The organism is Alloalcanivorax dieselolei B5 (assembly GCF_000300005.1).
Classification (GTDB): domain Bacteria; phylum Pseudomonadota; class Gammaproteobacteria; order Pseudomonadales; family Alcanivoracaceae; genus Alloalcanivorax; species Alloalcanivorax dieselolei.
This window is the reverse complement of sequence record NC_018691.1, coordinates 441,813-467,736: the sequence shown is the minus strand read 5'-3', so window position 1 is coordinate 467,736 and position 25,924 is coordinate 441,813. Positions and strand designations below refer to the sequence as shown.

Sequence of the window (25,924 nt, the reverse complement as noted above, 5' to 3'; positions counted from 1 at the left end):
TATGGACCGCAAATCAGTCTTGGGAACGGGGTTTGCGCTTGAGGGTGGCGTGACCGCCTTTGAGTTCCTGGGCGGCGGGTTTCGCCTTACCGCGGGCTCCGGAGGCTTTCTTCACCTTCTTCGTGCCGCTTTTGGCGGCGGCCTTACGTTTCAGCTTTTTGCTTTTGCTGCCCACCGCACGGCCATCGGCGCGCCGTTTCTTCGGCCCTTGATAGCGGGCCTTGAGGGGCTCGATGAGGCGGAACTCGAACTGCTGATCGAGATAACGCTGGATGCTCGCCATCAAATTCCACTCGCTGGCACTCACCAGCGATACCGCCAACCCCTCGCCACCAAGCCGGCCGGTACGGCCAATGCGATGGACGTAATCGTCACCGCTGCGCGGCATGTCGAAGTTGATCACCAGGTCCAGACCGGAGACATCCAGGCCCCGGGCGGCCACGTCGGTGGCCACCAGGATATCCACATCGCCGTTGCGCAACCGGTCCATGGCCTGTTTGCGGTCTTTCTGCGCTTTCTCACCGTGCAGCACATAAACCTTGTTGCGAGCCGTGGCGCGCAACACCCCGCCGAGGCGATCCGCCTGCACCCGGGTATTGGTGAACACCATGGCCTTGGCGTAGGTCTCATGGGCCAACAGCCATTGGGTGAGACGCTCCTTGTGCGCCGCGTCGTCGGCGGTGATCACCTGCTGGCGAATGCCATGATGAATTTCGCGGACGGTATGCAACGCCAGGACTCGGGGCTCACGCAGCACACCGCGCACCAGGCGCTCCATGTTGGCGTCCCCCGGGGTGGCGGAGAACAGCCAGGTGTGGCGCTGCTCCGGACAGGCCGCGGCCAGACGGCTGACATCCTCGCCAAAGCCAAGGTCGAGCATGCGGTCGGCTTCATCGATCACCAGCACCGCCAGATCCGCCAGGGCCAGATTCCCCGCCTCCAACTGTTCCAGCAGGCGCCCCGGCGTGCCGACCAGAATCTCCGGATTCTTGCGAATGCGGGCCGCCTGGACTTTGAAATCCTCGCCGCCGGTGACCACTTCGGACTGGATGAAGGTGAATCCCGCCAGCGCCTGCACTTGCTTCTGCAACTGGCTGGCCAGCTCCCGGGTGGGAGACAGAATCAGAGCACGGGTGCCGGCCAGCGGCTTGGGTTCCAGCAACAGATGCTGCAGCAACGGCAGCGCGAAGGCGGCGGTCTTGCCACTGCCGGTGCGGGCGGTGACACGCAGATCGTGTCCGGCCAGCGCCTGCGGAATCGCCTCGCTCTGCACTTCCGTGGGCGTCTCCATCGAGCACGCCTCTATCCCCTTAAGCAGGCGCTCATGCAGCCCCAGTTCGGCGAACCCCGTCATGCCATTCTCTCCTCGCATCGATACCCACCCGCCAGCGGTCGGGCCAAGAGGCGTAGTGTAACGGATTTGCGCCCGCTTTAAGGGGGTTTTGCCGTGTCCGCGAGAGCCCGCCCCGTCAGCGCCGGATTTTCCCGGTATGCGGCGTTACAATAGACGCTGCTTTCGGGCGAGACCTTTTTATAGAAGGGAACGGGCATAGCCATGAGATGGTGGGTCAAAAGCGCCCCGGACCAACACGCTTTCGACGGTCTGGACGCCGTGTTTCAACTCCAGGGGCAAGTGGTCTCGGACGGCCCCATGGGAGACGTGGTGCGCCTGCACCGTGGCGAGCGGACCTTCTTCGTCAAACGGTACCGCAACGGCGGCGGTCACCTGCACAACTGGATCGGCACCCCACGAGTGCAACGGGAATGGCGTAACCTGGATCTGTTCCGTCGCTGGGGGCTGCCGGTACCGGAGGTGGTCGGCGCCGGTTTCCGCCGGCGTCTGGGCCGCTTTCATCAGGGTGCCCTGATCACCGTGGGCATCCCCGACAGTACCGATCTCGCCACCCTGGCCCGCTCCGGCGCCGCCTGCCTGCGGGATCGGGCCTGGGTGGCCACGGTGTCCGACCAGGTCGCCGACGGCCTGCGTGTCATGCATGCCCGGGGCTTCTGCCACGGCGATATGAAGTGGCGCAATATTCTGGTTACCGGCACCCCGCCCCGGGTGTTCTTCATCGATTGCCCCGCCGGCCGCTTCTGGTTCGGCCCGTTCCTGCACTACCGCGTGATCAAGGATCTCGCCTGCCTGGACAAAGTCGCCAAACACACTCTCAGCCGGACGCAACGCCTGCGTTTTTATCTGCGCTATACCGGCCACTCCCGACTCAATGACGCGGACCGTCGCAGAATCCGCAAGGTGCTACGGTTCTTCCAGGGCCGGGAATAAGCACGCCATTCGCTTCCCACAAACCGCACTACGAAGCCGCTGTAGGAGCTTGCCCTGCAAGCGAATCGGGTTCCAGGACCCAAAAATTCGCTTGCAGGCAAGCGCCTACAGCGGCCTTGTGGCGACTTCTGATTTTATAGACCATCAAACCAACCAGTATGCCCGCCACCGGTTGTTGGGCTACACTCAAATGCAGCCAATATGGCAAGCGCCTTGATCCGTCCACCCCGACCGGAGGTGACGAGCCGGGAGCACGAACAACAACATCAGATCAATCCGAGGCCACCATGCCGTTTTTCCGCCGCCGCCCGCCCTTCGCCTTGATGGTGATCAACGGGGCTTTGTGCACTATCGCCATCCTGGTGTTTGCCCGTCTCAGCTATGGCCTGGTGCTGCCGGCCATGCGCGACGGCCTGGGGCTGAGCAATGCCCAGGCGGCGAACCTGAGCACGGTGAACGCCCTCGGTTATCTGCTGCTGGTGATGGTGGCCGGTGTGTTCGCTGCCCGCTTCGGCGGCAAGACTTCGGTGGTACTCGGACTCATGCTGGTGACCGGCGGCTTCTTCGGCCTCGCCCACGCCAGTGACTTCGTGCCGATCCTGCTGTTGATGCTGGTACTGGGCATGGGCACGGCCTTCGGCTACACCCCTTTGATCTCGCTGCTGGCCAACACTTTCCCGCACCGGCGCGGCGCGGTGATCGGCTTCGCCAACAGTGGCGTGGGGCTGGGCATGCTGCTGGTCGGCCTGATCGTGCCGGCCATGACCGAACGCAGCGCCGACCAGGGCTGGCGCGACGTCTGGCTGCTGTTCGCCGCGGGCGGGCTGGCGGTGCTGGTCATGTCGATGCTGATTCTGCGCAATCCTCTGGATCGGTCCGCCAGCGCCAGCCCCAAGGTCCGCGCCAAGGATTTGCCGGTGTTCCGCAATCCTCACGTGATCACGGTTGGACTGGTGTACGGTGTGCAGGGCCTTACCTACATCGTGCAAACCACGTTCATGTACAGCTATGCTCTGGAGTCCGGAGTACCGGCACTGACCACCGGTCATCTGGTGTCGATGATGGGCATCATGTCCGTGTTCACCGGTCCGCTGTGGGGCGGCCTGGCGGACCGGCTGGGCTATTCCAACAGTCTGGTGCTGGCGATGACGCTGTCCCTGGTGGGCACCGCCCTGCCGGTGCTGTGGCCGGTACAACCCATGTTCGTCGCCCACTTCCTGATTCTGGGCCTGTGCATCTCCGGCCTGTTCACTTCCATCCTGGCCGCCTCCACCGAAACCGTGGCGCCCCATCAGGCCGCCGTGGCGGTGAGTTTCGTCACCCTGTTCTACGCCGTCGGCCAGTTGATCGGCCCGGCCGCCGCCTCACTGATCATTGAGTGGAGCGGCGGCTTTCGGGCTACTTTCGCCGCCACCTCGGTGGTGTTGGCCCTGGGCGTTTACCTGGGGCATCGCAGCCGCCGTTACCAGCAGATGCCCCCGCAAACCTGTGCCGGCCTGGCCGACTGAATCCGGTTATTCACCGGGGATCGCCGACGGGTCCATCCAGAACGCTTCCCAGACATGGCCGTCCGGGTCCGCCAGGTTGCGGTTGTACATGAACCCCAGATCCTGGACCGGATTGATATCGGCGGTGCCACCCTGGGCGGCGGCGGTGTCGTTCATGGCGTCCACGTCCTCGCGACTGTCAAGGCTGAGCGCCAGCATCACTTCACTGGCGGTGGCGGGCGGAATCGGCCTCTGGGTGAATGAGCGCCACTTGTCATGGGTGAGCAGCATGACGTGGATCGACTCGCTCCAGACCATGCACGCGGCGGTGTCATCGGTGAAATGCGGATTGTTCTCGAAACCCAGCGCGTCGTAGAACGCCATGGACGCGGGCAGATCCGCCACGGGCAGGTTGACGAAAATCATTTTGGACATGATCGGGACCTCTCAAGGTGCTGGTGAAAAAGACGGCCAGAGCCGCTGTTCATCGCTAGTCGTCTCGCGGCTGGGGATTTCGACAAATAGGTTCAGTCGCTGTCCAAGCGGTTCTCCGCGATGCTTTCGTGGGTCCACCATGGGCGCTGTATTCGCGAGCAAGCTCGGCTCCCACAAAGTGGGCTACGAAGCCGCTGTGGGAGCCGAGCTTGCTCGCGAATCAACCTGCGGCCGTGGTCAATCAAACAGGGAGCCGTTGTTGGGTACGCCGCCCTCCAGTGCCAGCAGCCGGGCCTTGCGATCGATGCCGCCAGCATAGCCGGTCAGGCTGCCATTCGCTCCCAGCACCCGGTGACATGGGATAATCACCGAGCAGGGGTTGCGGCCCACTGCGGCCCCCACCGCCCGTACCGCCCGGGGCCGGCCGAGCCGGTGCGCCAATTCGCCATAGGTGGAGGTGTTCCCACAACGGATTTCCCTCAGGGCGCCCCAGACCTGGCGCTGAAATTCGGTCCCGCGTGGCGCCAGCGGCAAATCGAAATCGCGGCGCTCCCCGCTGAAGTAGGCGCGCACCTGATTCGCGGCGGTCACCAGCAGTGGATGAGCCGGATTGTGCCGCCAGGGACGCGGGTCAGGATGGTATTTCTGCCCTTCGAACCAAGCGCCTACCAGCGCGTCGTCTTCCGCCGCCAGCAACAACGCGCCCAGGGATGTGGGTAAAGCGTGATACTCGATCATGGGGTCTTGTCCTCCTGGCCACCGAACCAAAGATGCATCACCGCATAAGCGCGCCAGGGGCGCCAGGCCTCCGCCCGCCGTCTCACCGCCACCGCCGAAGTCTCCCCCAACGCCTTGAGCACGCCAAGGTCGGCGGCGGGAAACGCATCCGGCCAGGACAGCGCCCGCATCGCCAGATATTGGGCGGTCCAGTCACCAATGCCGGGCAGAGCCTTGAGCTCGGTCAGGGTACGCTCCACATCCGCCGCCGGCGACAGCAGCATGGGATCCTCGGCACAGGCAGCGGCCAGCGCCTGGATCGCCTTCACCCGGGCGCGAATGATGCCCAGCAATCCCAGCGTCTCCGCCTCGGCGGCGGCCACCACGGCGGCCTCCGGGAAGGTGGTGGTCAGATCCTCGAACGGCGTGTCCAGCGGCTCGCCCAGTGACGCCGCCACCCGACCGGCCAGAGTTCGCGCCGCCTTGACCGTGATCTGTTGTCCCAGCACCGCGCGCACCGCCGCTTCGAAACCATCGAAGGCCCCCGGCACCCGCAGCCCCGGCCGCGCCGCCGCCAGCGAACCCAGCCGTTGCGCCACCAGCGCCGGCTGGGCGTCCAGATCGAACAGCCGGCGCAAGCGAACCAACACCTCCGGCACCACCGGTGCCAGAGACTCGGACAACGTCACCGTGAGTCCGTTGCGCGGCCCCGGCGCCACGGTCAGCCAGCCACGGTGAACTTTGTCGCCACGCCGGATCAACGCGGTACGCCGGTATTGTCCCCGCTCCATGCCTTCCACTCCGGGAATGGCCCGGGCGGCGAGAAAATCGCGCAGCGCCTCCCAATCAAAGGGCGGCCGATAGCTCAAATGAAAGACCAATTCGCCGTCGCTGGTGCGACGCCCTGACGCGGCCCGTCGCCATGCCGAGGGCGGCTGCCCATAACGCCCCCGGAACAGGGTGTTGAAGCGCCGCAAACTGTTGAAACCGGCGGCCAGCGCCACCTCGGTAATGGTCAGGCCGGTGTCGCGCAACAGACGCCGGGCCAGCAATAAGCGCCGGGTTTGCACGTATTCCACCGGCGCCACGCCGAATTCGGAGTGGAAAGCCCGGCGCAAATGGCGATCGGTGACGCCAAGCCGTTCCGCCAGAGTCGTCAGCGATTCCCCATCGCCCGCCCCGGCATCCAGATATTCCGCCGCCTGTCTGGCCAGGCGGCGGTTCGCGTCCACGCTGGCATCCCCCGGCGCCAGTTCCGGCCGGCAGCGCAGACAAGGACGGTAGCCTTCGGATTCCGCCGCCGCGGCGCTGGCGAAGAAACGGCAGTTCTCCCGCTTCGGCAGACGCGCCGGACACACCGGCCGGCAGTACACGCCGGTGGAGGACACCGCCACGAAAAAGCGCCCGTCGAAACGAACATCGCGGGTGCGAAGGGCCTGATAACACTGATCATCGTCAATCCACATGGAACCGATCATACCCCCCGGTGCCGTCCGCTACTCGCCCTTTTCGGACCTGGAGATTTTTGTTTTTTATTCAGAAAAACTAAATTCCAAAATGGTACCAAAAGAGGGAGACTCCATTAGGTGGAAGGGCATTGCCCCGATCTGTCTCAAACATCAGGCATAGGCAAACTAAATCATGAGTGCGGTTCTGCCGTTACTGGCCCTACGCGCCTTTACTGAAATTGGACGGCATGGCAGCGTCAAGCGCGCCGCCGGGGTGATGGGGGTTACGCCCGGCGCGGTCAGTCAGCAACTGAAACAGTTGGAGGAGCGGATCGGCGCGCCTCTGTTTATCCGAACCCGCCAGGGCATGCAGCTCACCGAAGCCGGCGAACAGGTTCATCCCGCCCTGCTCCAGGCCTTCGAACAGATCGAACGCAGCCTGGGCAGCCTGGAAGCCCGGAACGCCCGGCAAACACTGACCGTGAGCACCACGCCGTCCTTTGCCGCCTCCTGGCTGGTGCCCCGTCTCGGCCGCTTCACCGAGCGTCACCCGGATATCGATGTTCGCGTGGAGGCCTCATCCGATCTGATCCACTTTCAGCGTGACCGGGTGGACGTGGCGATCCGTCACGGCCTGGGCGATTACCCCGGACTGGCATGCCTGCGCCTGATGGCGTCGGTGCTGGTGCCGGTGGCCAGCCCCGCCCTGTTGGCCCGGGGACCACTGATCCAGGAACCCGCCGACTGTCTGGCCTTCCCACTACTGCAAAACAGCAACCGGGCGGACTGGGTGCTGTGGCTGAAAGCACTGGGGGTGAGCGAACCGACCCACGCCGACCGGGGACCCGCATTCAATGACGAGCTGCTGCTGATCCGGGCGGCGGAGGCCGGGCAGGGTCTCGCTTTGATCCGGGATGTGCATGCCCGGGCGGAAATCGATGCCGGCCGGCTGGTACTGGCTCTGGATCAGCCCTGGCCATCGGATTTCGCCTATTATCTGGTGTGGCCGTCTTCGGTGCAGGAAAAGCCGGCCATGACACTCTTCAGAGAATGGCTGGCACAGGAGGCATCGTGCGGCGAGGACTGATCACAACAAACTCCGCTGCGGCAGCGCGCACTCCAACTCAAGCAACGCCTGCTTGCGTTCGATCCCGCCAGCGTAGCCGGTAAGGCTGCCGTCGGCACCAATCACCCGGTGACAAGGGACAATAATGGCGATCGGATTGACCGCATTGGCACGGCCAATAGCCCGCGCCGAAGTGGGCCGGGGCAGCCGTGTTGCCAACTCGCCATAGGAGATGGTGGTGCCGTAGGGCACTCGCCGCAGATGGCGCCAGGCCTCTTGCAGAAAAGCGTTACCCAGGGGCGCCAGCGGCACGTCGAAATCCGTCAATTGCTCAGCGAAATAAGCGTCCAGTTGCTCCGCCACAGGACGGACAGCCGCCGCATCCTGAACATAGGACAGGCCGCGCCAATGCACACTGGCCGGATGATGCTGCCCATCAACGAACTCCAGACGCACCAGAGCACCTTGCTCATCAACCAGGGCAATCATCGGCCCCAGCGGCGTGGCTAACACATCAGCCCTGTACGTCATACCTGATCACCCTGGAACCTGTTCTTGATATTGAATAAACATCACGGCCCGGTGGCCGGTGCCGGCAGCATCACGCCACGCCCTACCGCCGGCCGCCGCGCCACGGCATCATGCCAGCGTGTCAAATGGCGATGGTGCTCGAATCCGAAGCCGCAAATCACGGCGATATGCGTCCAGCCGAAAGTGGCGATATCGGCGATGGAATAGCTGTCGCCAGCCAGAAAGACCCGGCTACTCAGATGCCGGTCCAGCGTGGCGAAGGCTTCCTCGCTCAAGCTCCGGTAACGATCAATAGCCTCGCGCAACCGGGTCGGCGCGAACAACTCGAAATGCACGCGCTGTCCCAGTATCGGCCCCATGCTGGCGGAATGAAACTGCAGCCATTTGATCGCTTCCCAACGGGCCGTCAACGCCTCCGGCAGCAGGCGCCCGGTTTTTTCCGCCAGATACAACAGGATCGCCGAGGACTCAAAAAGCGTCACTCCGGTTTGCTCATCACGCAGGACGGGAATCCGGCCATGGGGGTTCATCGCCAGGAAAGACGATTGGCGATGCTCGCCAGCATGAAGATTGACCTGTTCCAGCGCATAAGGCAGCCCCAGCTCTTCAAGAGCAATGGTGACCTTGAAGCCGTTGGGGGAAGAATCCGTGAATACAGTGATCATGGGGCAGGCTCGCTTCTCTGTCAGGAAAACCAGAATCGCAAGGTAGCCAGACCGCGGGCTCGGGGAAAACGATATGTACTGAGCTCAGGGTATAGAAAGACTAAAGCGGTTCGTGGACCATGGATGTCCCACCGCTGAGGGCGGCGAATCGCGTGTCAGCGAGGTGCGCGAAAATGGCGCCACAGCCACATCAGCACACCGATCAGAAGCAGGCCCCCCAACACATAAAACTCGTAGCGTTTCAGATGGCCAAGCAGCCCTTCCAGCAGGGTGCCGAAATGGAAGGCGGCGAAGCCCAGTGCCGTTGCCCAGATCGCGGCGCCCAGGGCATTGAACAGCAAATACCGGCGCGGCGGATAGCCGGACAGGCCGATCACCACCGGCATCACCGTACGCAGGCCATAGACGAAACGGAAACCCAGCACCCACAGATCCGGGTGGCGCCGCACCAGACCCAAGGCTTTTTCCCCCGCCGCTTCCCAGCGCGCCTTGCGTCGCAACAACCGCCGGCCATGGTGACGCCCGAGCAGAAACCAGAGCTGATCGCCGCAAAAAGCACCGGCGAAAGCGGTGAATATCACCAGGTCCAGACGCAGATAGTCATGGAACGCCAGGAACCCCGCCAGTACCAGAATCGTCTCGCCTTCCAGAAAGGTCCCCACGAACAGGGCGGGATAGCCAAAGTGTTCCAGGAAGTGTTGAAGCATGGTGAAGGCCGGCAGGGGGAAGCCGGCAGCCTACCCCGATTGCCGATACCGCACAATTAACGACACGCCTTCCGGTAAAGCACCAAAACGGACCCGGGCCAATGCACCACAATGGCGCCATACTTTCGAACCGGATCTGGGTCGCCACTACCACCAAAACAATAAACTCCTTTTATATCAAATAGTTAATGATTTCTCTGCTCTCCTGGTGCGGTTCTTGCTGCTCCCTTCCCTAGCAATAGAACGACGCTTTTAAGGGCTTTCCGCAAACCTTGATGATCCAGAGAGTGCGACCATGTCTTACCTAGTGCCTTCCGAATTCGTCACCAAAATGGTGGATGCCGGTGAATCGAAGATTTACATGGCCACCCGCGACACTTTGATCCGTGCCTACATGGCTGGCGCCATCCTCGCCCTGGCGGCGGCCATGGCGGTAACCATCACGGTGCAAACTGGCAACCCCCTGATCGGGGCCCTGTTGTTCCCCGTCGGCTTCTGCATGCTCTATCTGATGGGGTTCGACCTCCTGACCGGCGTGTTCATGCTGACCCCGCTGGCGCTGCTGGACCGGCGCCCGGGAGTGACCGGCAACCGCGTGCTGAAGAATTGGGGCCTCGTGTTCCTGGGCAACTTCGCCGGCGCGCTCACCGTGGCGTTCATGATGTCGTTCATTCTTACCTACGGCTTCAACACGGAGCCAGGCGCCGTGGGCGAAAAGCTGGCGGCCATTGGTGAATCCCGTACCCTCGGCTATGCCGAGTATGGCCTGGCCGGCTGGATCACCATTTTCATTCGCGGCATGCTGTGCAACTGGATGGTGTCCATGGGCGTGGTGGGCGCGATGATTTCCACCAATGTTTCCGGCAAGGTGATCGCCATGTGGATGCCGATCTTTCTGTTCTTCTACATGGGCTTCGAGCACTCGGTGGTGAACATGTTCCTGTTCCCCTGCGCCATGCTGATGGGCGGCGATTTCTCAGTGGCGGACTACTTTATCTGGAACGAAATTCCCACAGCGCTGGGCAACCTGGTGGGCGGCCTCGCCTTCACCGGTCTGACTCTCTATACCACCCATGTGCGCACCGCGCCGAAACGTTCCCTGTAATCCCGGGAGCAGCAACCGAAAGGACCGCGCTCCGGCCACGGACGGGGCGCCCAACACCATGCCTTCCTCCCTTCAGGTATCCCTGGGACAGTACTCCGACAAAGGCCGCAAAGCCGTCAATCAAGATTTCCACGGCGCGCTGATTCCCGAGGGAATGCCGCTGACCAGCAAGGGGCTGGTGCTGGCGCTGGCCGATGGCATCGGCAGCAGCAACGTCAGTCACATCGCCTCGGAAACCGCGGTCAGCAGCTTTCTCGAAGACTACTTCAGCACCCCGGAGACCTGGTCGGTACGGCAATCCGCGCAACGGGTGATCAATGCCACCAATGCCTGGCTGCACGCGCAAACCCGCCAAAGCCAATACCGTTATGACCTGGACCGGGGCTACGTATGCACTTTTACCGCTCTGGTGATCAAGGGGGACAGCGCCCATTGCTTCCATCTGGGTGATGCCCGCCTGTATCGGCTGAGTAATGGCGTCCTGGAACAGCTCACCGAAGATCACCGGTTGTGGGTGTCACAAGAGCAGAGTTACCTGAGCCGGGCGCTGGGCATGAACGCCCGCGCGGAAATCGATCATCTCAGCATGCCGGTAACGGAAGGGGACTGGTTCGTGCTGGCCACCGACGGCGTCCACGAGTATCTGGATGCCGACACCCTGATCAGCACTCTGGCCTCGCAAACCGATCCGCAACAGGCGGCAAAGACCCTGGCGGCGCTGGCCTACGAACGCGGCAGCGAGGATAACCTGACCGTGCAGGTACTGCGCGTCGACCGGTTGCCGCGGGCGGAGCCCTCCGCCTTGTCCGGCCGCCTTGACGATCTGCCGCTACCGCCGGAGTTGCAGGTTCGCATGGAATTCGACGGCTACCGTATTCTGCGGGAGCTGCATGCGAGCAGCCGCAGCCATGTCTATCTGGCGGAGGATCTGGACAGCGGCACCACCGTGGTACTGAAAACCCCGGCCATCGACCGCGCCGCTGATCGCGCCTTTCTGGAACGGTTCATGATGGAGGAATGGATCGCCCATCGCATCGATCATCCCCATGTTCTCAAGGCGCCGCCAAGGCAACGGCAACGTCGTTACCTGTACACCGTGACGGACTATGTGGACGGGAAAACCCTGACTCAGTGGATGCGCGACCACCCCAACCCTTCGCTGGAAACGGTTCGGGATCTGGTGGAACAGATCGCCCGCGCGCTGTACGCCTTTCATCGGCGGGAGATGCTGCACCAGGACCTGCGCCCGGAGAACGTGATGGTCGACGCCAACGGCACCGTCACCCTGATCGACTTCGGCGCCGCCCGCGTGGCCGGGCTGGCGGAGCTGGCCCCGCCCCGGGACCGGGAAGCGCCGCAAGGCACCTTGCCTTACATGGCGCCGGAGTACTTTCTCGGAGAACCGGGCGATACCGCCTCTGATTTGTTTTCCCTCGGTGTCATCACCTATCAACTGCTGACCGGGGATTTGCCCTACGGCACCGCCGTGTCCCAGTGCCGGACCCGGGCCGCGCAGAACCGGCTCCGCTATCGCAGTGCCCTGCGCGACGACCGTGATCTGCCGGCTTGGGTGGACGGAACCCTGCGCAAGGCGGTGCATCCGCATCCGGACAAGCGTTATCGGGAGTTATCGGAATTTATCCATGACCTGCGCCATCCCAATCCGGGTCTGGCGCATCCCATCCGGGCACCGCTGATGGAGCGCCATCCGGTGCGTTTCTGGCAGAGCGTCAGTGCCGTGCTGGCACTGCTGGTGGTGCTGCTCGCCGTGCGTCTCTATGGCGCATAAGCGCGCAGGAACATGGCCACCACATCGGTGATATGGGCTTCGGCGTCCTCCGCCGTCATCGGTTCGCCGCAACCGATCAGCACCTGCATCTCATGGCAGCCCTTGATCAGGGAAAAGAAATGATCGGCGGCGCGATCCGGCTCCGTCACCCGCAATAATCCGCGCCGGTCCAGCTCCGCCAGCAGCCGCTCCATATCCAGCAGCGTCTTTTGCGGTCCCACCTCGAAGAACAACCGGGCCATGGTCTGGTCCTGCCCGGCCTGAGCCGCCATCAGCCGCATCAGATTGACCGCATCATCCTGGGTCACCAGTTCATGGAAGGAGCGGGCGATGCGCAGCAATACCTGTTCCAGCGACTGGCTCTCGTCGAAATGGAAGATCGGCAAGGGCATCTGTCCCTGGCATTTGATCTCCACCGCGGCGGCGAACAGCGCCTCCTTGTCCTTGAAGTGACTGTAAACCGTGAGTTTGGAGACACCGGCAGCGGCGGCAATGGCATCCATGCTGGTGCCGGAATACCCCTGTTCCAGAAACAGGGTGGTGGCGGCGGCCATGATGGCGTCGCGTTTGACGGGGTCTTTGGGGCGGCCCGGGCCGCTGCGGGTCAGATTGTTCGACATGATCTCAACAAATGGTGGACTGGCGAGTTCACTAATTTTACTATACCGGCGAGTTTACCATTCAACCGACAAAATAACGACGTTGTTGTTACTGCTATCCGCAGGCGCTCTTTCCCGCCCGGGGGTACCAACAAGGGATAAGGTGTTCCATGACTCGCCGCAATCGATCCACATCGCACTTACCCACTCACCGCGTGGGCGCTTCGGGCCTGCCCCTGCTGTTTCTTGGCACCCTGCTTACCAGCGCGCTTGGCGGCTGCAGCGGTGATGCCACCACCACCGAGCACACTATCAGCACCGCTCTGGTGGTCCAGCCGGACAGCACCCGCGCCGGCCATGACAGCTTCGCCGGCGAGGTCCGCGCCCGCTACGAGCCCGATCTGGCGTTCCAGGTCGGCGGCAAGGTGATCGAGCGTTTGGTGGAAGTCGGAGACCGGGTGGAGAAGGGACAGCCGCTGGCCCGTATCGACCCTCGCGACGTGCGCCTGCAGCTGGATGCTTCCCGCGCCCGGGTGGCCGCCGCCAAGGCCGACCATGATCTGGCGCTCAGTGAGCAGAAACGCTACCAGACCCTGCTGGAACGCAAGGTGATCAGCCAGTCCCAGTACGATTCGGTCAGCAGCCAGCTCGAAGCCGCCGCGGCACAGCTGCGCCAGGCCCACGCCGATCTGGAAGTAGCCCGCAACCAGGCCGGTTACGCCGAACTGCACGCGCCCCGGAACGGGGTCATCATGAGCCGCCAGGTCGAAGTCGGGCAGGTGGTGGCGGCCGGTCAGACCGTGTTCACGCTGGCCGCCGACGGCGATCGTGAAGTACTGATCCATCTGCCGGAAAACCGCGTCAATCAGGTTTCTCTCAAACAGGACGTCAAAGTGGAATTGTGGTCTCGGCCCGGTGACCATTATGACGGTCGGGTCCGCGAGATCGCCCCGTCCGCCGATCCGCAATTACGCACCTACGCGGCGCGGGTGGCTTTCACCAGTGACGACGTGCCCGCCGATCTGGGACAAAGCGCCCGGGTATTCTTCCCACAAGGTGGCACCCGCATGAGCATCCCGCTCAGCGCCCTCACCGCCGAGGAAGGCGCCCCTTATGTCTGGAAGGTGAATCCGGCGGACCAGACCCTGGTGAAAGCCCCCGTCCGCGTGGGGCCTTACCAGGAAGACGAGGTGCCGGTGCTGGCCGGCCTGGAAGCCGGTGACTGGATCGTCGCCGCTGGTGCCCAGTTATTTCGCGAAGGCCAGACCGTGAAACCGGTGGATCGTCGCAATCGGCAGGTGGACTTCGGCGACGGGGGACACTGAGGATGCGTTTCAATTTGTCCGAATGGGCGCTGCACAACCGCGCCCTGGTGCTCTACGCGATGATCCTTCTGGGCGCCCTCGGCGCGCTTTCCTACAGCCAGCTTGGACAAAGCGAGGACCCGCCGTTCACCTTCAAGGTCATGGTGGTGAACACGCTGTGGCCCGGCGCCAGCGCCGAGGACGTTTCCCGTCAGGTCACCGAGCGTATCGAAAAGAAGCTGATGGAAACCGGGGACTATGACCGCATCACCTCCTTTTCCCGCCCCGGTCAGTCCCAGGTCATGTTCATGGCGCGGGACGACATGCACTCCGACGACATTCCCGATCTCTGGTATCAGGTGCGCAAGAAGGTGGGCGATATCCGCCACACCCTGCCCCAGGGTATCCAGGGCCCGTTCTTCAATGACGAGTTCGGCACTACCTATGGCAATATCTACGCGCTCACCGGTGACGGCTTCGATTACGCGCTGAAGAAAGACTACGCCGACCGCCTGCAACTGGCCCTGCAACGGGTCAAGGACGTGGGCAAAGTGGAGCTGCTTGGCCTGCAGGACGAGAAAATCTGGGTAGAGCTGTCCAATACCAAGCTGGCCGCCCTCGGCATTCCGCTCGGCGCGGTGCAACAGGCCCTGCAACAACAGAACGCGGTTTCCGACGCCGGTTATTTTGAGACACCCTCCGACCGCGTGCGCCTGCGCGCCTCCGGTAATTTCCAAAGCGTGGAGGAGATCCGCCGCTTCCCCATCCGATTCGAGGGCCGCACCCTGCGCCTGGAGGACATCGCCAAGGTCTACCGTGGCTTCGACGACCCGCCGGCACCGCGCATGCGTTTCATGGGTGAGGACGCCATTGGCCTGGCGGTCTCCATGAAGGCAGGCGGCGACATTCTCGCCCTCGGTGAAAACCTGGAAAAGGAATTCGCGCGCCTGCAGGACACTCTGCCGGCTGGCCTGTCACTGCATAAGGTCTCCGACCAGCCGGCGGCGGTACGCGCCAGCGTCGGCGACTTTGTGCGGGTGCTGGTGGAGGCCCTGGTGATCGTGCTGCTGGTGAGTTTTTTCTCGCTGGGACTGCGCACCGGTCTGGTGGTGGCGTTATCCATTCCCCTGGTCCTGGCGATGACCTTCGCGCTGATGAATTACTTCGACATCGGCCTGCACAAGATTTCGCTCGGGGCGCTGGTGCTGGCGCTGGGGCTGATGGTGGACGACGCCATCATCGCGGTGGAGATGATGGCGATCAAGATGGAACAGGGTCTGAGCCGGATCAAGGCGGCCAGTTTCGCCTGGACCAGTACCGCCTTCCCCATGCTCACCGGCACCCTGATTACCGCGGCTGGCTTTCTGCCGATCGCCACGGCCCAGTCCGGCACCGGCGAGTACACCCGATCCATTTTCCAGGTGGTGACATTGTCATTGTTGGTGTCCTGGATTACCGCGGTGGTGTTCGTGCCTTACCTGGGCGACAAGCTGCTGCCCAATCTGGCGCGCCGCAATGACGCCGGTGAAGTTCACGACCCCTACCAGAAGCCGTTTTACCGCCGTTTCCGCGCGCTGGTGAGCTGGTGTGTTTACCACCGCAAAACCGTGATCGTGATGACGGTGGCGATCTTCATTGGCGCGGTGGCGCTATTTCGCTTCGTGCCGCAACAGTTCTTCCCGCCTTCCGCGCGACTGGAACTGATGGTGGATCTGAAGCTGAGCGAAGGCAGTTCACTGGAAGCCAGTCAGGCTCAGGCGGAGCGGCTCGAAGCCCTGCTGGCGGAAAACGACCAGGTGGAGAACTACGTGGCGTATGTCGGCACCGGATCTCCCCGCTTCTATCTGCCTCTGGACCAGCAACTGCCGGCGGCGAGCTTCGCCCAATTCGTTGTGCTGACCCGCAATATTGAGGAGCGGGAAGAAGTTCGCTCCTGGCTGATCGACACGCTGGCGGCGGACTTCCCCACCGTGCGTTCGCGGGTGTCGCGTCTGGAGAACGGCCCGCCGGTGGGCTACCCGATCCAGTTCCGGGTATCCGGGGAGCACATCGGCGAAGTTCGTGATCTGGCCCGCCAGGTGGCGGAACGAATACGCGAGCAACCGCAGGTCAGCAACGTGCATCTGGACTGGGAAGAACCCAGCAAGGTGGTGCGCCTGAACATCGACCAGGACCGTGCCCGGGCGCTCGGCGTCAACACCACCGATCTGTCCCAGGCTCTGCAAAGCTCGCTGTCCGGGGTGGCGGTCAGCCAGTACCGGGAAGACAACGAGTTGATCGACGTGGAAGTCCGTGGCGATGCCCGCGAGCGCAAAGCACTGGGGCTGTTACCGAGTCTGGCGGTGCAGAACGAGGACGGCCGCAGTGTGCCGCTGTCCCAGATCGCCACCCTGGAATACGGCTTCGAGGAAGGCGTCATCTGGCACCGCAATCGTTTGCCGACGGTGACTGTCCGCGCCGACATTTACGGCGACGAACAGCCCGCCACTCTGGTTAACAAGATCCAGCCCACCTTGCAGGATATCCGTGATGCCCTGCCACCGGGCTACCTGCTGGAAGTAGGTGGCACCGTGGAGGAATCCGCCCGCGGCCAGAAATCGGTGAACGCCGGCATGCCGCTGTTCGTGCTGGTGGTGTTGACGCTGCTGATGCTGCAACTGCGCAGCTTCTCGCTGACGGTGATGGTGTTCCTGACCGCGCCCCTGGGGCTGATCGGCGTCACCCTGTTCCTGCTGTTCTTCGGTCAACCGTTCGGCTTCGTCGCCATGCTGGGCACCATCGCGCTGGCCGGCATGATCATGCGCAACTCGGTGATTCTGGTGGATCAGATCGGCCAGGATCTGGCCCAGGGACGCGGCCAATACGAAGCCATCATTGAATCCACGGTACGGCGCTTCCGGCCTATCGCCCTCACCGCGCTCACCGCGGTGCTGGCGATGATCCCGCTGTCCCGCAGCGACTTCTTCGGCCCGATGGCCGTGGCGATCATGGGCGGCCTGATCGTCGCCACTGCCCTGACGCTCCTGTTTCTGCCCGCGCTGTACGCCGCCTGGTTCAGGGTTCCTCGTCCGGCCCGCTAATCCAGGCGATGGGTGGTCCATATGGGGGCGAAAGCCCCCTTTTTTTGATTCAGGGAATGGGCGTCTCCATCGAGGGCACGGGTCTGCACGGAGGCCTTCCATCCCGGTGTGGTGGTTTGCTCGCGGTGGACAGGACATCCTTTCCCTTTCCAGAAACGGCCGTCGGTTACCTCGAAGCGGGGCTGTGTTAGGCCTTTGTGGGACCCTGTCGAACAGGGACGTTCGACCGGGAGCTTACAGGGATGTATTTACGGCGTTCCCGCAAAGGCCTAACACAGCCCCGCTGCCCTCAATGGAGGGGAATCCTGTTTCCCTCTAAACCGCGACGAACCCTTTTGTCTCAACCCGCGAACGTATCGCAGGCGCTGATATCGCCGCTGTCGAATCCACGCCGGAACCATTTCATCCGCTGGGCCGAGCTGCCATGGGTGAAGCTGTCCGGCACCACCGCACGCCCCGCCTGCTTTTGCAAAGTGTCGTCACCGATGGCGTTGGCGGCGGTCAGGGCTTCTTCCAGGTCCCCCTCCTCCAGCAGTTGCTTTTGTCCGGCCTCATGTCCCCACACCCCGGCAAAGCAATCCGCCTGTAATTCCTGCCGCACCGACAGGGCATTGGCCTCGGCCCGGGAAAGACCGGACTGGGCCTGGCGTACCCGCTGGCTGATACCCAGCAGGGTCTGCACATGATGGCCCACCTCGTGCGCAATCACATAGGCCTGGGCAAAATCCCCAGGCACGCCGTGGCGCCGGCGCAATTCGTTGAAGAAGGTCAGATCCAGATAAAGCTGCTGGTCGCCGGGACAATAGAAAGGGCCGACCGCGGAACTGGCGGTGCCGCAGGCGGAACGCACGCCATTGCTGAACAACACCAGGGTCGGTTCACGGTATTGTTTCCCCATACCAGCGAAAATACGCCGCCAGGTGTCTTCCGTCTCAGCCAGTATCACGGCGGAAAATTCCGCCAGTTCCTGCTGTTCGGCGGACAACGGCTGCCCCCGCTCCGCTGTCAGGTTCCCCTGCCCCATCGACAACACGTCGATTCCCAGCAAACGGGCACCGACGTAACCCACCACGCCCACCAGAAGCAGCACCCGGCCGGTCTTGCTGCGCAACAGCCAGGGCACCACCCGGAGCAGCAACACAGCCGCGCCCCCGCCGCCACTGCCGGCGCTGAGCGGCTGACCCCGGCGATCCTCCACGTTGCTGCTTTGTCGTCTTCCTCGCCAACGCATGATGGCACCCACCTACGTCTCTGAATAAGTATGACGACGTCTTCTGCAACAGCGACATCGTCATACTTATTCAGGAGCTTCCCAAGCGCGCTTGCGCTTCAATCACGCTGGTAGGGCTTTCCTTCGAGCCACAGGGTGTGGCCGTCGAAACGGCACGGCAAGGCCACCTCACTGATACCGGTACGGTGCAGGACCTGTCCGCTCTCCACGTGGATGTAACTGCCCTCACCGTACTTCACATCCAACCGTTCGGGCTGCGCCTGGTATTCGAACTCGGTATAGAAACGGAACCGGCGGCTGCCGGAGTACTGCTCGAACTCCCCTTCGCCACCGGGCCCCAGCAACAACCGGCTGCGGCCGAGCCCACGGTTGAAATGACCCTGGGCCAGTTGGCAGCCGGCGGCGGGGCCGGAGGAAGCGGTCTGGCGACTGGCCAGGCGCCGTTTCAAATCCGCTTCCGAGGACAGACGCTGGCCATCCAGGTAATGACATTGACGGCTGTCACCACTGCTCCGGCCGCAAGGCACGGTTCCGGTGAGGGTAAGCAGATCACTGCCGGCAGGCAGCTCCAGCCAACTGCCATCGCGACGCTTGAGCACACCCGGCCCCCTCGGCATCAACAACTCCACCGAGCCATGCCAGAGGTCGCCGTCGGGCAGTTGCAATTTGCCCTGATCCGGTTGCAGCCCCCGGTATGCCCCTTCAAAGCGGCGGCCGTCGGCCCATTCGGAAACGGTACCATCGGGAAACGAGAAAGCACCGTTCAGCGCCTGATCCACTTTACGCTCATCCTTGAAACGTAACTCGCCGATGATCTCATTGGCGGCGATGCGCGCCTGCGCCATGGTGGCCAGCGTGGCGCCATTCTGGATGAACTCGAGCCGCCCCGGGCCGGCCAGCTCACCACGGTATTGGGGCCCATCGAAAATCACCCGCAGACCGTCACCGGCATGCACGGTAAACGGCTGGTAGTTACTGGACAGGTCACGTACCCGGGAAGGCTTGCCGTACAGGCGCGCGCGAGCTTCCACGCCCACATGGGGCGTAACGGTACTCCGCACAAAGCTCAGTTTCACCGCTATCAGAGTATCGCCGCCGGCGGACACCGGCACCCATTCCTGGAATCGCACCCGCCCCAAATGCAACACCCGCACCTGATATCGATCCGCCCAGAGGCGCGCGTCCAGACGCTGGCCCGCTTCCATTGGCCGGGAGGTGAACGAGATGAAGCCCTTGTTATGCTCGGCGGCGGTCACTTCCACCTGCCAGCCGTAATAGGATCCGGTATGTCCGGGAGAGATCTGAAAATGCAAGGTACCGGGCTGATCCCGCCCGGCGTCACCGGCCACCCCCGGTTCGGGCAACGGCTCCCGCGGTAGCAGCTGGCATCCGCTCAGCGTCAGCGACCACAGCACCAGCAGCGCCGTGAACCAGCCCACCAGCCTTCCTTGTCCCGACACCACCATCAATAACACCCTCAATCGTCCACGCCGGAGGCCCCGGCGACGCCGCTCCATCACCTTCCCTTTCCGCGATGGTAACGCAGATCATGCTGCAACATAGTGACGCCCATCGCCAGCCCCCCATCCGCCGGGGTAAAGTAGGCCCTCGCCAGGAAGGGATATCGTGGAATTAGACCTCTCCATATTGCTGATATTGGCGGCGGTGTCGCTGCTCGCCGGTTTCATCGACACCCTGGCCGGCGGCGGCGGCTTGCTGACACTGCCCGCCTTGATGCTGGCCGGCCTGTCGCCCGTGCAGGCGCTGGCCACCAATAAGTTGCAGGGCACGTTTGGCTCCGGCATGGCTGCGTTCACGTTGTGGCGCCGGCGTCGTTTCCGCATCGCCGATGTGCGCCGGGCCTTCCTCGCCTCCCTGATCGGCAGTGCCCTCGGCACTATCCTGGTGCAAGTGATGCACACCGATATTCTGGAAATTCTGGTTCCGGTGGTGTTGGTGATCATCGCCCTCTATTTTCTGTTTTCAAAGGGCGCCGGTCAGGTGGAACGGGCGCCCCGGGTCAGCGACAAGACCTACGAACGCGCCCTGGTTCCGGGCATCGGCTTTTATGACGGTTTCTTCGGCCCCGGCACCGGCTCCTTTTTTGCTTTGGTGGAAGTGGCACTGCGCGGCCGCGACCTGATTACCGCCACCGCCCGTGCCAAGGCGCTCAACTTCGCCAGCAACATCGCCTCGCTCGCCCTGTTCATCGCCGGCGGCAAGGTGCTCTGGGCCACCGGCGCGGTGATGGTGGCCGGCCAGTTGCTGGGCGCGCGCCTCGGTGCTCACGCCGTGATCGGCGGCGGCGCCCGGTTGATCCGGCCTTTGATCGTGGTGGTCTGCGTCGCCATGCTGGCTCGCTATCTGGTGACCACGCTGGGCAGCGGCGCTTGACCCGGGAGGGCTGCGGCCTAAACTGACCCCTGTCATTCCCACCAGTAGGTACGGCCCTCACTATGCGCGACTACCGACGCCCGGACGGCGAAACTCTCTATTGGCCTGTCGGCCCATTTAAGCTGCGTCTGCCTTTTATCCACTATCGTTTCGAGTGGCCCGATTATCTGCAAGGGCTGTTGATGTGCGCGGTGGACCTGGCGGCCATTCCGCTGATGACCGAGCTACTGGGCATGCCCTTCGAGGCGGCCCTCGCCGTGGTATTGCTCAATGGCATTCTGTATCTGACTCACCACCTGCTGGGCGACCCCGTGGTGCCGGGCTGGATCACTCCGGCGATCCCGTTGCTGATGGCCTACTGCAGCGGCTTCCCGGAAGGCCCGGAGCGTGTGCATGCGCTGATCGCTTTCCAGCTGTTACTGGGTGGCTTTTGTATTTTCCTGGGCCTCACCGGCTTGTCTCGCAAGGTGGTCAACGTGGTGCCGCCGGCCATCAAGGCCGGCATCATCATGGGCGCCGGCATCGCCGCGGTGATCACCGTGTTCAAGGTCGGCGGCCGCTTTGAAAGCTTCCCCTGGACCATTTCCATTGCCATTGGCATCGCCTTCTATTTGATCTTTTCCCGCCACTTCAATGTCCTGAAGAAGCGCAATGCGTTCTGGGCCACGCTCGGCAAATTGGGTATTTTCCCGATCATCGCTCTGGCCATCGTGGTGGCGCCGATCTTTGCTGAAGCGCCCTGGCCCACCATCGAGTGGGGCTTCACCAAACCGGATTTCGCCACGCTCTGGAATGAGTACACCGTGTTCGGCCTGGGGCTGCCCTCGGCGGCCATGTTCCTGCAGGCGATCCCGACCATGCTGGCCGCCTATATCGTGCTGTTCGGTGACGTGCTGCAGGGCAAGGCTCTGCTCACCGAGGCGGACGAAGCCCGCAAGGACGAGAAGATCGACTACGATCCCGACCGGGCGCATATGATTTTTGGCGGCCGCAATGCCACCATGAGCATCATCGGCCCCGATGTGGCCATGTGCGGCCCGCTGTGGGCGGCCATGCACGTGGTCATTACCGAGCGTTTCAAGGAAGGCCGTAAGGCCATGGACTCCATTTTCGGCGGCGCCGGCTCGTTCCGTTGGGGCACCAACACCGGCCTTCTGCTGATGCCCATCGTCAGCCTGGTGGAACCGATTCTCGGCGTGGCGCTGGCGCTGACCCTGCTGATCCAGGGCTACGTCAGCGTGCGCATTGGCATTCTGGAAGCCCGCAGTCAGCGGGACCTGGGTATCGCCGGCGTCACCGCCGCGGTCCTTGCCACCCAGGGCGCCACCTGGGCTTTCGCCGTTGGCGTGGCCCTGTGTTTTTTGATTTACGGCCGCCAGTTCTTCACTGGTGAAAATGATCAGACCTTCACGAAGGATCTGGAGCAAAAGGCTCCGGAAGAGTAAGGGGAGAGCGATGAAAACACGTGCCGCGGTATTGCGCGAAATGGGCGCCCAGCGCCCCTACAAAACATCCCAGCCACTGAAGATCGAAGAGCTGGAACTGGATGCCCCCGGACACGGCGAGATTCTGGTGCGGGTACGCGCCGCCGGCCTGTGCCACTCGGATCTGTCGGTGATCGACGGCAACCGTCCGCGCCCTCTGCCCATGGCCCTGGGTCACGAAGCCGCCGGCGAAGTGATGGAAGTGGGTGATGGCGTCACCGATCTGGAAATCGGCGATCATGTAGTGTTCTCCTTCGTCCCCAGCTGCGGCACCTGCGATTACTGCCTTGATGGCCGTGCCGCTCTGTGCGCGCCGGGCGCCGCCGCCAACAACGAAGGCACCCTGCTCGGCGGCGGCATGCGCCTGCACCAGAACGAACACACCGTGAATCACCACCTGGGCGTATCCGGCTTCGCCGAGTACGCGGTGACCTCACGGCGCTCCGCGGTGAAGGTCAACAAGGACCTGCCGTTCGATATCGCCGCCGTCTTTGGCTGCGCCGTGCTCACCGGGGTCGGTGCGGTGGTGCACACCGCTGGTTTGCGCGCCGGCCAGTCCGTGCTGGTGGTGGGCCTCGGCGGTGTTGGATTGTCAGCGGTACTAGGCGCGGTGGCCGGTGGCGCCCGTCAGATCATCGCCGCCGACATCGCCCAGGACAAACTGGACATGGCCAAATCCCTGGGCGCCACTCATGTGGTGAATTCCAGGGATGAGGACGCGGTGGAACAAGTCAAGGCAATCAGCGGCGGCGGCGTGGACATCGCCGCGGAGTTCGCCGGTGTCGGCCCGGCGCTGGAGTTCGCTTTCGCCGCCACCGGCAAGGGCGGCAAAACAGTGACCGCCGGCCTGCCGCACCCCAGCACTCGCATGGCGGTGAGCCCGGTGCAACTAGTGGCGGAAGAGCGCAGCCTGCTGGGCTCTTATTTAGGCGGCCATGTGCCGGCCCTGGATATTCCCGAGTACGTGGCGCTGTACCTGGCCGGCCGTCTGCCGGTGGACAAGCTGCTCACCCATCGGCTGAAACTGGAAGACATCAATGAAGGCTTCGACCGCCTCGCCGATGGCGAAGCCATCCGGCAGGTGATTCTGTTCGACTAGCGCCTGCACGCTTACACGCGACACGCCAGCACGCAAAAATACGAACGGCCTTCCAGAAATCGAGGGTCCGCGTGCAAGCGTGTTGCGTGTAGGCGTCCTATTATTTCAGCTTCTCCAGCATCGCCGCCATCATCTGATGGATCTTGTTCACTGCCTTCAACGGGCGGACCATCACCTTGAAGTCATCGATACGGCCCTGATCATCGCAGTGGATCATGTCGATGCCGTTGATGTGGATCCCTTCCAGATTGGTGGAAAATTCCAGCACCGCGTTATTACCGTCAAGAATCTCTCGCTCATAACGGAAGTGCTCGTTATTCAGGGTACGCAGGGCGGCGGTCAGGTACAGGGAGGTGATCGCCTTGCCTTCCTGGGGGGTATGCACCACCGGCGAGTGGAACACCACGTTGTCGGCCAGAATCGCATCCAGCCCGGCGGCATCCCGGGCCTCCACCAGCTTATGCCATTCGGCGATGGTTTTTTCTATCACGGCCAGATCCTCTCGTTGGATTTTATCGTCAGGGATTGTCTTTGCGTCTTATTGTTTACACCGTAAACATAACAGAGACCAACGATAGCACACTGGCGCGCGCTGTCACCATCAGAAGAGGCTGGCACGCCGATTCGCTGCCAAGGCAGCTTCCCACAGCGGCTTCGTGGCCCCTCTGTGGGAAGCTGGCTTGCCAGCGAATTATGGGACACCACTGGTGGTTTGGTCGCTGTCGAATTCCGCTTTCCCCACACGACTACTCAAGGACAGCCGGGCGGGAAACGGGAGCGCCAATGAAGTACCTGTGTCTGATTTACGTGAACGAAGACGCTCTGGAACGCCTGCCGGCGGATGAGCGGCGGGCGCTGCGTGACAGCGCCCGGGCGTTACGCCAACAATTACGCCAGCATCAAAGACTGCACGCCAGCGGCATGGTGGCCTCCACCCTCACCGCCACCACTCTGCGATACCGTAATGAACGGCGACAGATCGAACCGGGGCCGGCCACCGAAGGACCGGTGCAACTGGCCGGCTGGCTGGTGCTGGAAGCGGCCCATCTGGATGAAGCCCTGGCCCTGGCCGCTCACCTGCCCGCTTGCCGGCTTGGCGCGGTGGAAGTGCGGCCGGTCACGACAGCGGAGGAAACCCCATGATGCGATCCGCGGTTGTTGTTAGCATGAACAAGCTCTCCACCTCCCAACCGGTCCGGCAAGCCCAGGAGCGACGCATGGACAGCCCCGCCTCACCGGCGCTGCAACGTCAGGTGGCCTCTCTGTACCAGGCGGAATCCCGCCGGGTACTGGCCACGCTCATCCGCTTGCTGGGCGACTTCGATCTGGCCGAGGAGGCTCTGCAGGACGCCTTCATCGCCGCCATGGAGCAATGGCCACGGGACGGCATTCCCGAACAGCCCCGGGCCTGGCTGGTCTCCACCGGCCGCTTCAAGGCCATCGACACCCTGCGCCGGCGCGCCCGTTTCGATGCCTCCCAGGAGGAGATCGCCCGGCGCCTGGAGAAGGACGTGCCGCCACCCGGCGAGGAAGAAGAGCTGGAAGATGACCGTCTGCGGCTGATCTTCACCTGCTGCCACCCGGCCCTGCCCGCCGACGCCCGGGTGGCACTGACCCTGCGGGAGGTGTGCGACCTCACCACCGAGGAAATCGCCAGCGCCTACCTGGTGGCCACGCCGACCATGGCGCAACGCATCGTGCGTGCCAAGAACAAGATCCGCCAGGCGGGCATCCCCTATCAGGTGCCGGAACGGCAGGAACTCAACGAGCGGCTCGACTCCGTACTGCAGGTGATTTATCTGGTCTTCAACGAGGGTTATTTCGCCTCCTCCGGCGATAATCTGACACGCCCGGATCTGTCCCGTGAGGCCATCCGTCTCGGCGCTTTGCTGGTGGAGTTACTGCCCGAATCCGAAGCGCGCGGCCTGCTGGCGCTGATGCTGTTGATCGAGGCCCGGCGGCCGGCCCGCCTGGATCACCAGGGCGATCTGATCTTGCTGGAAGATCAGGACCGCTCATTGTGGGACCAGGACCTGATTCAACAGGGCACCGCCCTGGTGGAGCGCGCCCTGGGCGAGGGCCGGTTCGGTACCTATACGTTGCAGGCCGCCATCGCCGCGGTGCACGGCGAAGCCGCCAGCGCCGACCAGACCGACTGGCCGCAGATCGTCGGCCTCTACGACGTTTTGTTGCGCACCAGCCCGTCGCCGGTGATCGAACTGAACCGGGCAGTGGCGGTGGCCATGCGGGATGGCTGGGAAGCGGGTCTGGAACTGGTCGACGAGTTGCTGGCCGGCGGCCAATTGGACGGCTATCTGCCGGCCCGGGCCGCCCGCGCCGATCTGCTGCGGCGGCTGGGCCGCCATCAGGATGCGCTGCGGGTCTACCAGGAGGCTCTGACGCTGAGCCGCCAGGGGGCGGAGCGGCGCCTGTTGGAAAAACGGGTGGCGGAGCTGTCTTCTGTTATCCCATCTTCGTTATAACGCCCTGTTGAGGATC

Annotated in this window: 23 protein-coding genes; 12 read left to right on the top strand and 11 right to left on the bottom strand. The window is 63.2% G+C overall.

The features are described 5' to 3' along the window. Positions 1-13 precede the first annotated feature (13 nt). Positions 14-1,354 (bottom strand): DEAD/DEAH box helicase, encoded by a 1,341-nt coding sequence (locus B5T_RS02200; protein WP_014992819.1) that lies wholly within the window; start codon positions 1,352-1,354, stop codon positions 14-16. 201 nt (positions 1,355-1,555) lie between these two features. Here B5T_RS02200 and B5T_RS02195 point away from each other — a divergent pair, with 201 nt between their 5' ends. Both B5T_RS02195 and B5T_RS02190 read left to right on the top strand, forming a co-directional pair. Next, on the top strand, positions 1,556-2,284 hold the full coding sequence (locus B5T_RS02195; RefSeq protein WP_014992818.1) for a lipopolysaccharide kinase InaA family protein: 729 nt from the start codon (positions 1,556-1,558) through the stop codon (positions 2,282-2,284). A 287-nt stretch (positions 2,285-2,571) separates the two neighbouring features. After that, a complete protein-coding gene (locus B5T_RS02190) occupies positions 2,572-3,792 on the top strand; it encodes an MFS transporter (RefSeq protein ID WP_148279188.1) in 1,221 nt (406 codons plus the stop codon). Between the two features lie 6 nt (positions 3,793-3,798). Here the strand turns inward: B5T_RS02190 and B5T_RS02185 are convergent, their stop codons facing one another. The 3 genes from B5T_RS02185 to alkA form a co-directional block, all read right to left on the bottom strand. Next, positions 3,799-4,206 carry a VOC family protein gene (locus tag B5T_RS02185; RefSeq protein ID WP_014992816.1) on the bottom strand — a complete coding sequence of 136 codons (408 nt, stop codon included), beginning with the start codon at positions 4,204-4,206 and terminating at the stop codon, positions 3,799-3,801. A gap of 237 nt (positions 4,207-4,443) precedes the next feature. Next, on the bottom strand, positions 4,444-4,944 hold the full coding sequence (locus B5T_RS02180; protein ID WP_014992815.1) for a methylated-DNA--[protein]-cysteine S-methyltransferase: 501 nt from the start codon (positions 4,942-4,944) through the stop codon (positions 4,444-4,446). Continuing rightward, complete coding sequence (gene alkA / locus B5T_RS02175) at positions 4,941-6,389, bottom strand: DNA-3-methyladenine glycosylase 2 (protein ID WP_041717237.1); 1,449 nt, start codon at positions 6,387-6,389, stop codon at positions 4,941-4,943. Before alkA ends, B5T_RS02180 begins: the two co-directional genes overlap by 4 nt. Positions 6,390-6,564: 175 nt before the next feature. On the opposite strand from alkA, the gene gcvA reads away from it, so the two are divergent. After that, a complete protein-coding gene (gcvA, locus tag B5T_RS02170; RefSeq protein ID WP_014992813.1) occupies positions 6,565-7,458 on the top strand; it encodes a transcriptional regulator GcvA in 894 nt (297 codons plus the stop codon). On the opposite strand, the gene B5T_RS02165 is transcribed toward gcvA, so the two are convergent. From B5T_RS02165 to B5T_RS02155, 3 genes are all read right to left on the bottom strand, one after another. Beyond that, positions 7,459-7,968, bottom strand: a complete 510-nt coding sequence (locus B5T_RS02165; RefSeq protein WP_041716722.1) for a methylated-DNA--[protein]-cysteine S-methyltransferase — start codon at positions 7,966-7,968, stop codon at positions 7,459-7,461. A 41-nt stretch (positions 7,969-8,009) separates the two neighbouring features. Then, positions 8,010-8,633, bottom strand: a complete 624-nt coding sequence (locus B5T_RS02160; RefSeq protein WP_014992811.1) for a glutathione S-transferase family protein — start codon at positions 8,631-8,633, stop codon at positions 8,010-8,012. 155 nt (positions 8,634-8,788) lie between these two features. Then, a complete protein-coding gene (locus tag B5T_RS02155; RefSeq protein WP_014992810.1) occupies positions 8,789-9,340 on the bottom strand; it encodes a DedA family protein in 552 nt (183 codons plus the stop codon). Positions 9,341-9,635: 295 nt separating this feature from the next. Here B5T_RS02155 and B5T_RS02150 point away from each other — a divergent pair, with 295 nt between their 5' ends. Both B5T_RS02150 and B5T_RS02145 read left to right on the top strand, forming a co-directional pair. Next, a complete protein-coding gene (locus B5T_RS02150; RefSeq protein ID WP_041716720.1) occupies positions 9,636-10,445 on the top strand; it encodes a formate/nitrite transporter family protein in 810 nt (269 codons plus the stop codon). Positions 10,446-10,503: 58 nt separating this feature from the next. Next, complete coding sequence (locus tag B5T_RS02145; RefSeq protein WP_014992808.1) at positions 10,504-12,234, top strand: bifunctional protein-serine/threonine kinase/phosphatase; 1,731 nt, start codon at positions 10,504-10,506, stop codon at positions 12,232-12,234. On the opposite strand, the gene B5T_RS02140 is transcribed toward B5T_RS02145, so the two are convergent. Continuing rightward, positions 12,222-12,854, bottom strand: coding sequence for a TetR/AcrR family transcriptional regulator (locus B5T_RS02140; protein ID WP_014992807.1), 633 nt, complete (start codon positions 12,852-12,854; stop codon positions 12,222-12,224). The two genes, B5T_RS02145 and B5T_RS02140, sit on opposite strands and share 13 nt — an antisense overlap. 149 nt (positions 12,855-13,003) lie before the next feature. Here B5T_RS02140 and B5T_RS02135 point away from each other — a divergent pair, with 149 nt between their 5' ends. Both B5T_RS02135 and B5T_RS02130 read left to right on the top strand, forming a co-directional pair. After that, on the top strand, positions 13,004-14,158 hold the full coding sequence (locus B5T_RS02135) for an efflux RND transporter periplasmic adaptor subunit (RefSeq protein ID WP_051015434.1): 1,155 nt from the start codon (positions 13,004-13,006) through the stop codon (positions 14,156-14,158). A gap of 2 nt (positions 14,159-14,160) precedes the next feature. After that, positions 14,161-17,217 carry an efflux RND transporter permease subunit gene (locus B5T_RS02130; RefSeq protein ID WP_014992805.1) on the top strand — a complete coding sequence of 1,019 codons (3,057 nt, stop codon included), beginning with the start codon at positions 14,161-14,163 and terminating at the stop codon, positions 17,215-17,217. A 340-nt stretch (positions 17,218-17,557) separates the two neighbouring features. Here B5T_RS02130 and ypfJ read toward each other — a convergent pair whose 3' ends face one another. Both ypfJ and B5T_RS02120 read right to left on the bottom strand, forming a co-directional pair. Further along, positions 17,558-18,448, bottom strand: a complete 891-nt coding sequence (ypfJ, locus tag B5T_RS02125; protein ID WP_014992804.1) for a KPN_02809 family neutral zinc metallopeptidase — start codon at positions 18,446-18,448, stop codon at positions 17,558-17,560. Positions 18,449-18,546: 98 nt separating this feature from the next. Further along, complete coding sequence (locus B5T_RS02120; protein WP_014992803.1) at positions 18,547-19,914, bottom strand: hypothetical protein; 1,368 nt, start codon at positions 19,912-19,914, stop codon at positions 18,547-18,549. Between the two features lie 160 nt (positions 19,915-20,074). Here B5T_RS02120 and B5T_RS02115 point away from each other — a divergent pair, with 160 nt between their 5' ends. From B5T_RS02115 to B5T_RS02105, 3 genes are all read left to right on the top strand, one after another. After that, the gene (locus B5T_RS02115; RefSeq protein WP_014992802.1) at positions 20,075-20,842 is read left to right on the top strand and encodes a TSUP family transporter; all 768 of its coding nucleotides are present in this window, start codon (positions 20,075-20,077) and stop codon (positions 20,840-20,842) included. A gap of 62 nt (positions 20,843-20,904) precedes the next feature. Next, on the top strand, positions 20,905-22,287 hold the full coding sequence (locus tag B5T_RS02110) for a membrane protein (protein WP_014992801.1): 1,383 nt from the start codon (positions 20,905-20,907) through the stop codon (positions 22,285-22,287). Positions 22,288-22,297: 10 nt separating this feature from the next. After that, positions 22,298-23,425: a zinc-dependent alcohol dehydrogenase family protein gene (locus tag B5T_RS02105; RefSeq protein WP_014992800.1), complete on the top strand. Its 1,128-nt coding sequence runs from the start codon at positions 22,298-22,300 to the stop codon at positions 23,423-23,425. A gap of 100 nt (positions 23,426-23,525) precedes the next feature. Here B5T_RS02105 and B5T_RS02100 read toward each other — a convergent pair whose 3' ends face one another. After that, positions 23,526-23,915, bottom strand: a complete 390-nt coding sequence (locus B5T_RS02100) for a nuclear transport factor 2 family protein (protein WP_014992799.1) — start codon at positions 23,913-23,915, stop codon at positions 23,526-23,528. Between the two features lie 293 nt (positions 23,916-24,208). Between B5T_RS02100 and B5T_RS02095 the strand changes: the two genes are divergently transcribed. Both B5T_RS02095 and B5T_RS02090 read left to right on the top strand, forming a co-directional pair. Then, positions 24,209-24,568, top strand: a complete 360-nt coding sequence (locus tag B5T_RS02095) for a YciI family protein (protein ID WP_014992798.1) — start codon at positions 24,209-24,211, stop codon at positions 24,566-24,568. Between the two features lie 74 nt (positions 24,569-24,642). Next, positions 24,643-25,908 carry an RNA polymerase sigma factor gene (locus B5T_RS02090; RefSeq protein ID WP_014992797.1) on the top strand — a complete coding sequence of 422 codons (1,266 nt, stop codon included), beginning with the start codon at positions 24,643-24,645 and terminating at the stop codon, positions 25,906-25,908. Positions 25,909-25,924: the final 16 nt, after the last annotated feature.

What these genes read in the sequence shown, in the direction of transcription:
- B5T_RS02160 (WP_014992811.1), bottom strand. Translation starts at nt 8,633, where the DNA reads ATGATCACTGTATTCACGGATTCTTCCCCCAACGGCTTCAAGGTCACC.
- B5T_RS02145 (WP_014992808.1), top strand. Translation starts at nt 10,504, where the DNA reads ATGCCTTCCTCCCTTCAGGTATCCCTGGGACAGTACTCCGACAAAGGC.
- B5T_RS02155 (WP_014992810.1), bottom strand. Translation starts at nt 9,340, where the DNA reads ATGCTTCAACACTTCCTGGAACACTTTGGCTATCCCGCCCTGTTCGTG.
- B5T_RS02165 (WP_041716722.1), bottom strand. Translation starts at nt 7,968, where the DNA reads ATGACGTACAGGGCTGATGTGTTAGCCACGCCGCTGGGGCCGATGATT.
- B5T_RS02095 (WP_014992798.1), top strand. Translation starts at nt 24,209, where the DNA reads ATGAAGTACCTGTGTCTGATTTACGTGAACGAAGACGCTCTGGAACGC.
- B5T_RS02105 (WP_014992800.1), top strand. Translation starts at nt 22,298, where the DNA reads ATGAAAACACGTGCCGCGGTATTGCGCGAAATGGGCGCCCAGCGCCCC.
- B5T_RS02140 (WP_014992807.1), bottom strand. Translation starts at nt 12,854, where the DNA reads ATGTCGAACAATCTGACCCGCAGCGGCCCGGGCCGCCCCAAAGACCCC.
- B5T_RS02130 (WP_014992805.1), top strand. Translation starts at nt 14,161, where the DNA reads ATGCGTTTCAATTTGTCCGAATGGGCGCTGCACAACCGCGCCCTGGTG.
- B5T_RS02195 (WP_014992818.1), top strand. Translation starts at nt 1,556, where the DNA reads ATGAGATGGTGGGTCAAAAGCGCCCCGGACCAACACGCTTTCGACGGT.
- B5T_RS02185 (WP_014992816.1), bottom strand. Translation starts at nt 4,206, where the DNA reads ATGTCCAAAATGATTTTCGTCAACCTGCCCGTGGCGGATCTGCCCGCG.
- B5T_RS02090 (WP_014992797.1), top strand. Translation starts at nt 24,643, where the DNA reads ATGGACAGCCCCGCCTCACCGGCGCTGCAACGTCAGGTGGCCTCTCTG.
- B5T_RS02110 (WP_014992801.1), top strand. Translation starts at nt 20,905, where the DNA reads ATGCGCGACTACCGACGCCCGGACGGCGAAACTCTCTATTGGCCTGTC.
- B5T_RS02135 (WP_051015434.1), top strand. Translation starts at nt 13,004, where the DNA reads ATGACTCGCCGCAATCGATCCACATCGCACTTACCCACTCACCGCGTG.
- B5T_RS02190 (WP_148279188.1), top strand. Translation starts at nt 2,572, where the DNA reads ATGCCGTTTTTCCGCCGCCGCCCGCCCTTCGCCTTGATGGTGATCAAC.
- B5T_RS02150 (WP_041716720.1), top strand. Translation starts at nt 9,636, where the DNA reads ATGTCTTACCTAGTGCCTTCCGAATTCGTCACCAAAATGGTGGATGCC.
- alkA (WP_041717237.1), bottom strand. Translation starts at nt 6,389, where the DNA reads ATGTGGATTGACGATGATCAGTGTTATCAGGCCCTTCGCACCCGCGAT.
- B5T_RS02200 (WP_014992819.1), bottom strand. Translation starts at nt 1,354, where the DNA reads ATGACGGGGTTCGCCGAACTGGGGCTGCATGAGCGCCTGCTTAAGGGG.
- B5T_RS02180 (WP_014992815.1), bottom strand. Translation starts at nt 4,944, where the DNA reads ATGATCGAGTATCACGCTTTACCCACATCCCTGGGCGCGTTGTTGCTG.
- gcvA (WP_014992813.1), top strand. Translation starts at nt 6,565, where the DNA reads ATGAGTGCGGTTCTGCCGTTACTGGCCCTACGCGCCTTTACTGAAATT.
- B5T_RS02120 (WP_014992803.1), bottom strand. Translation starts at nt 19,914, where the DNA reads ATGGTGGTGTCGGGACAAGGAAGGCTGGTGGGCTGGTTCACGGCGCTG.
- ypfJ (WP_014992804.1), bottom strand. Translation starts at nt 18,448, where the DNA reads ATGCGTTGGCGAGGAAGACGACAAAGCAGCAACGTGGAGGATCGCCGG.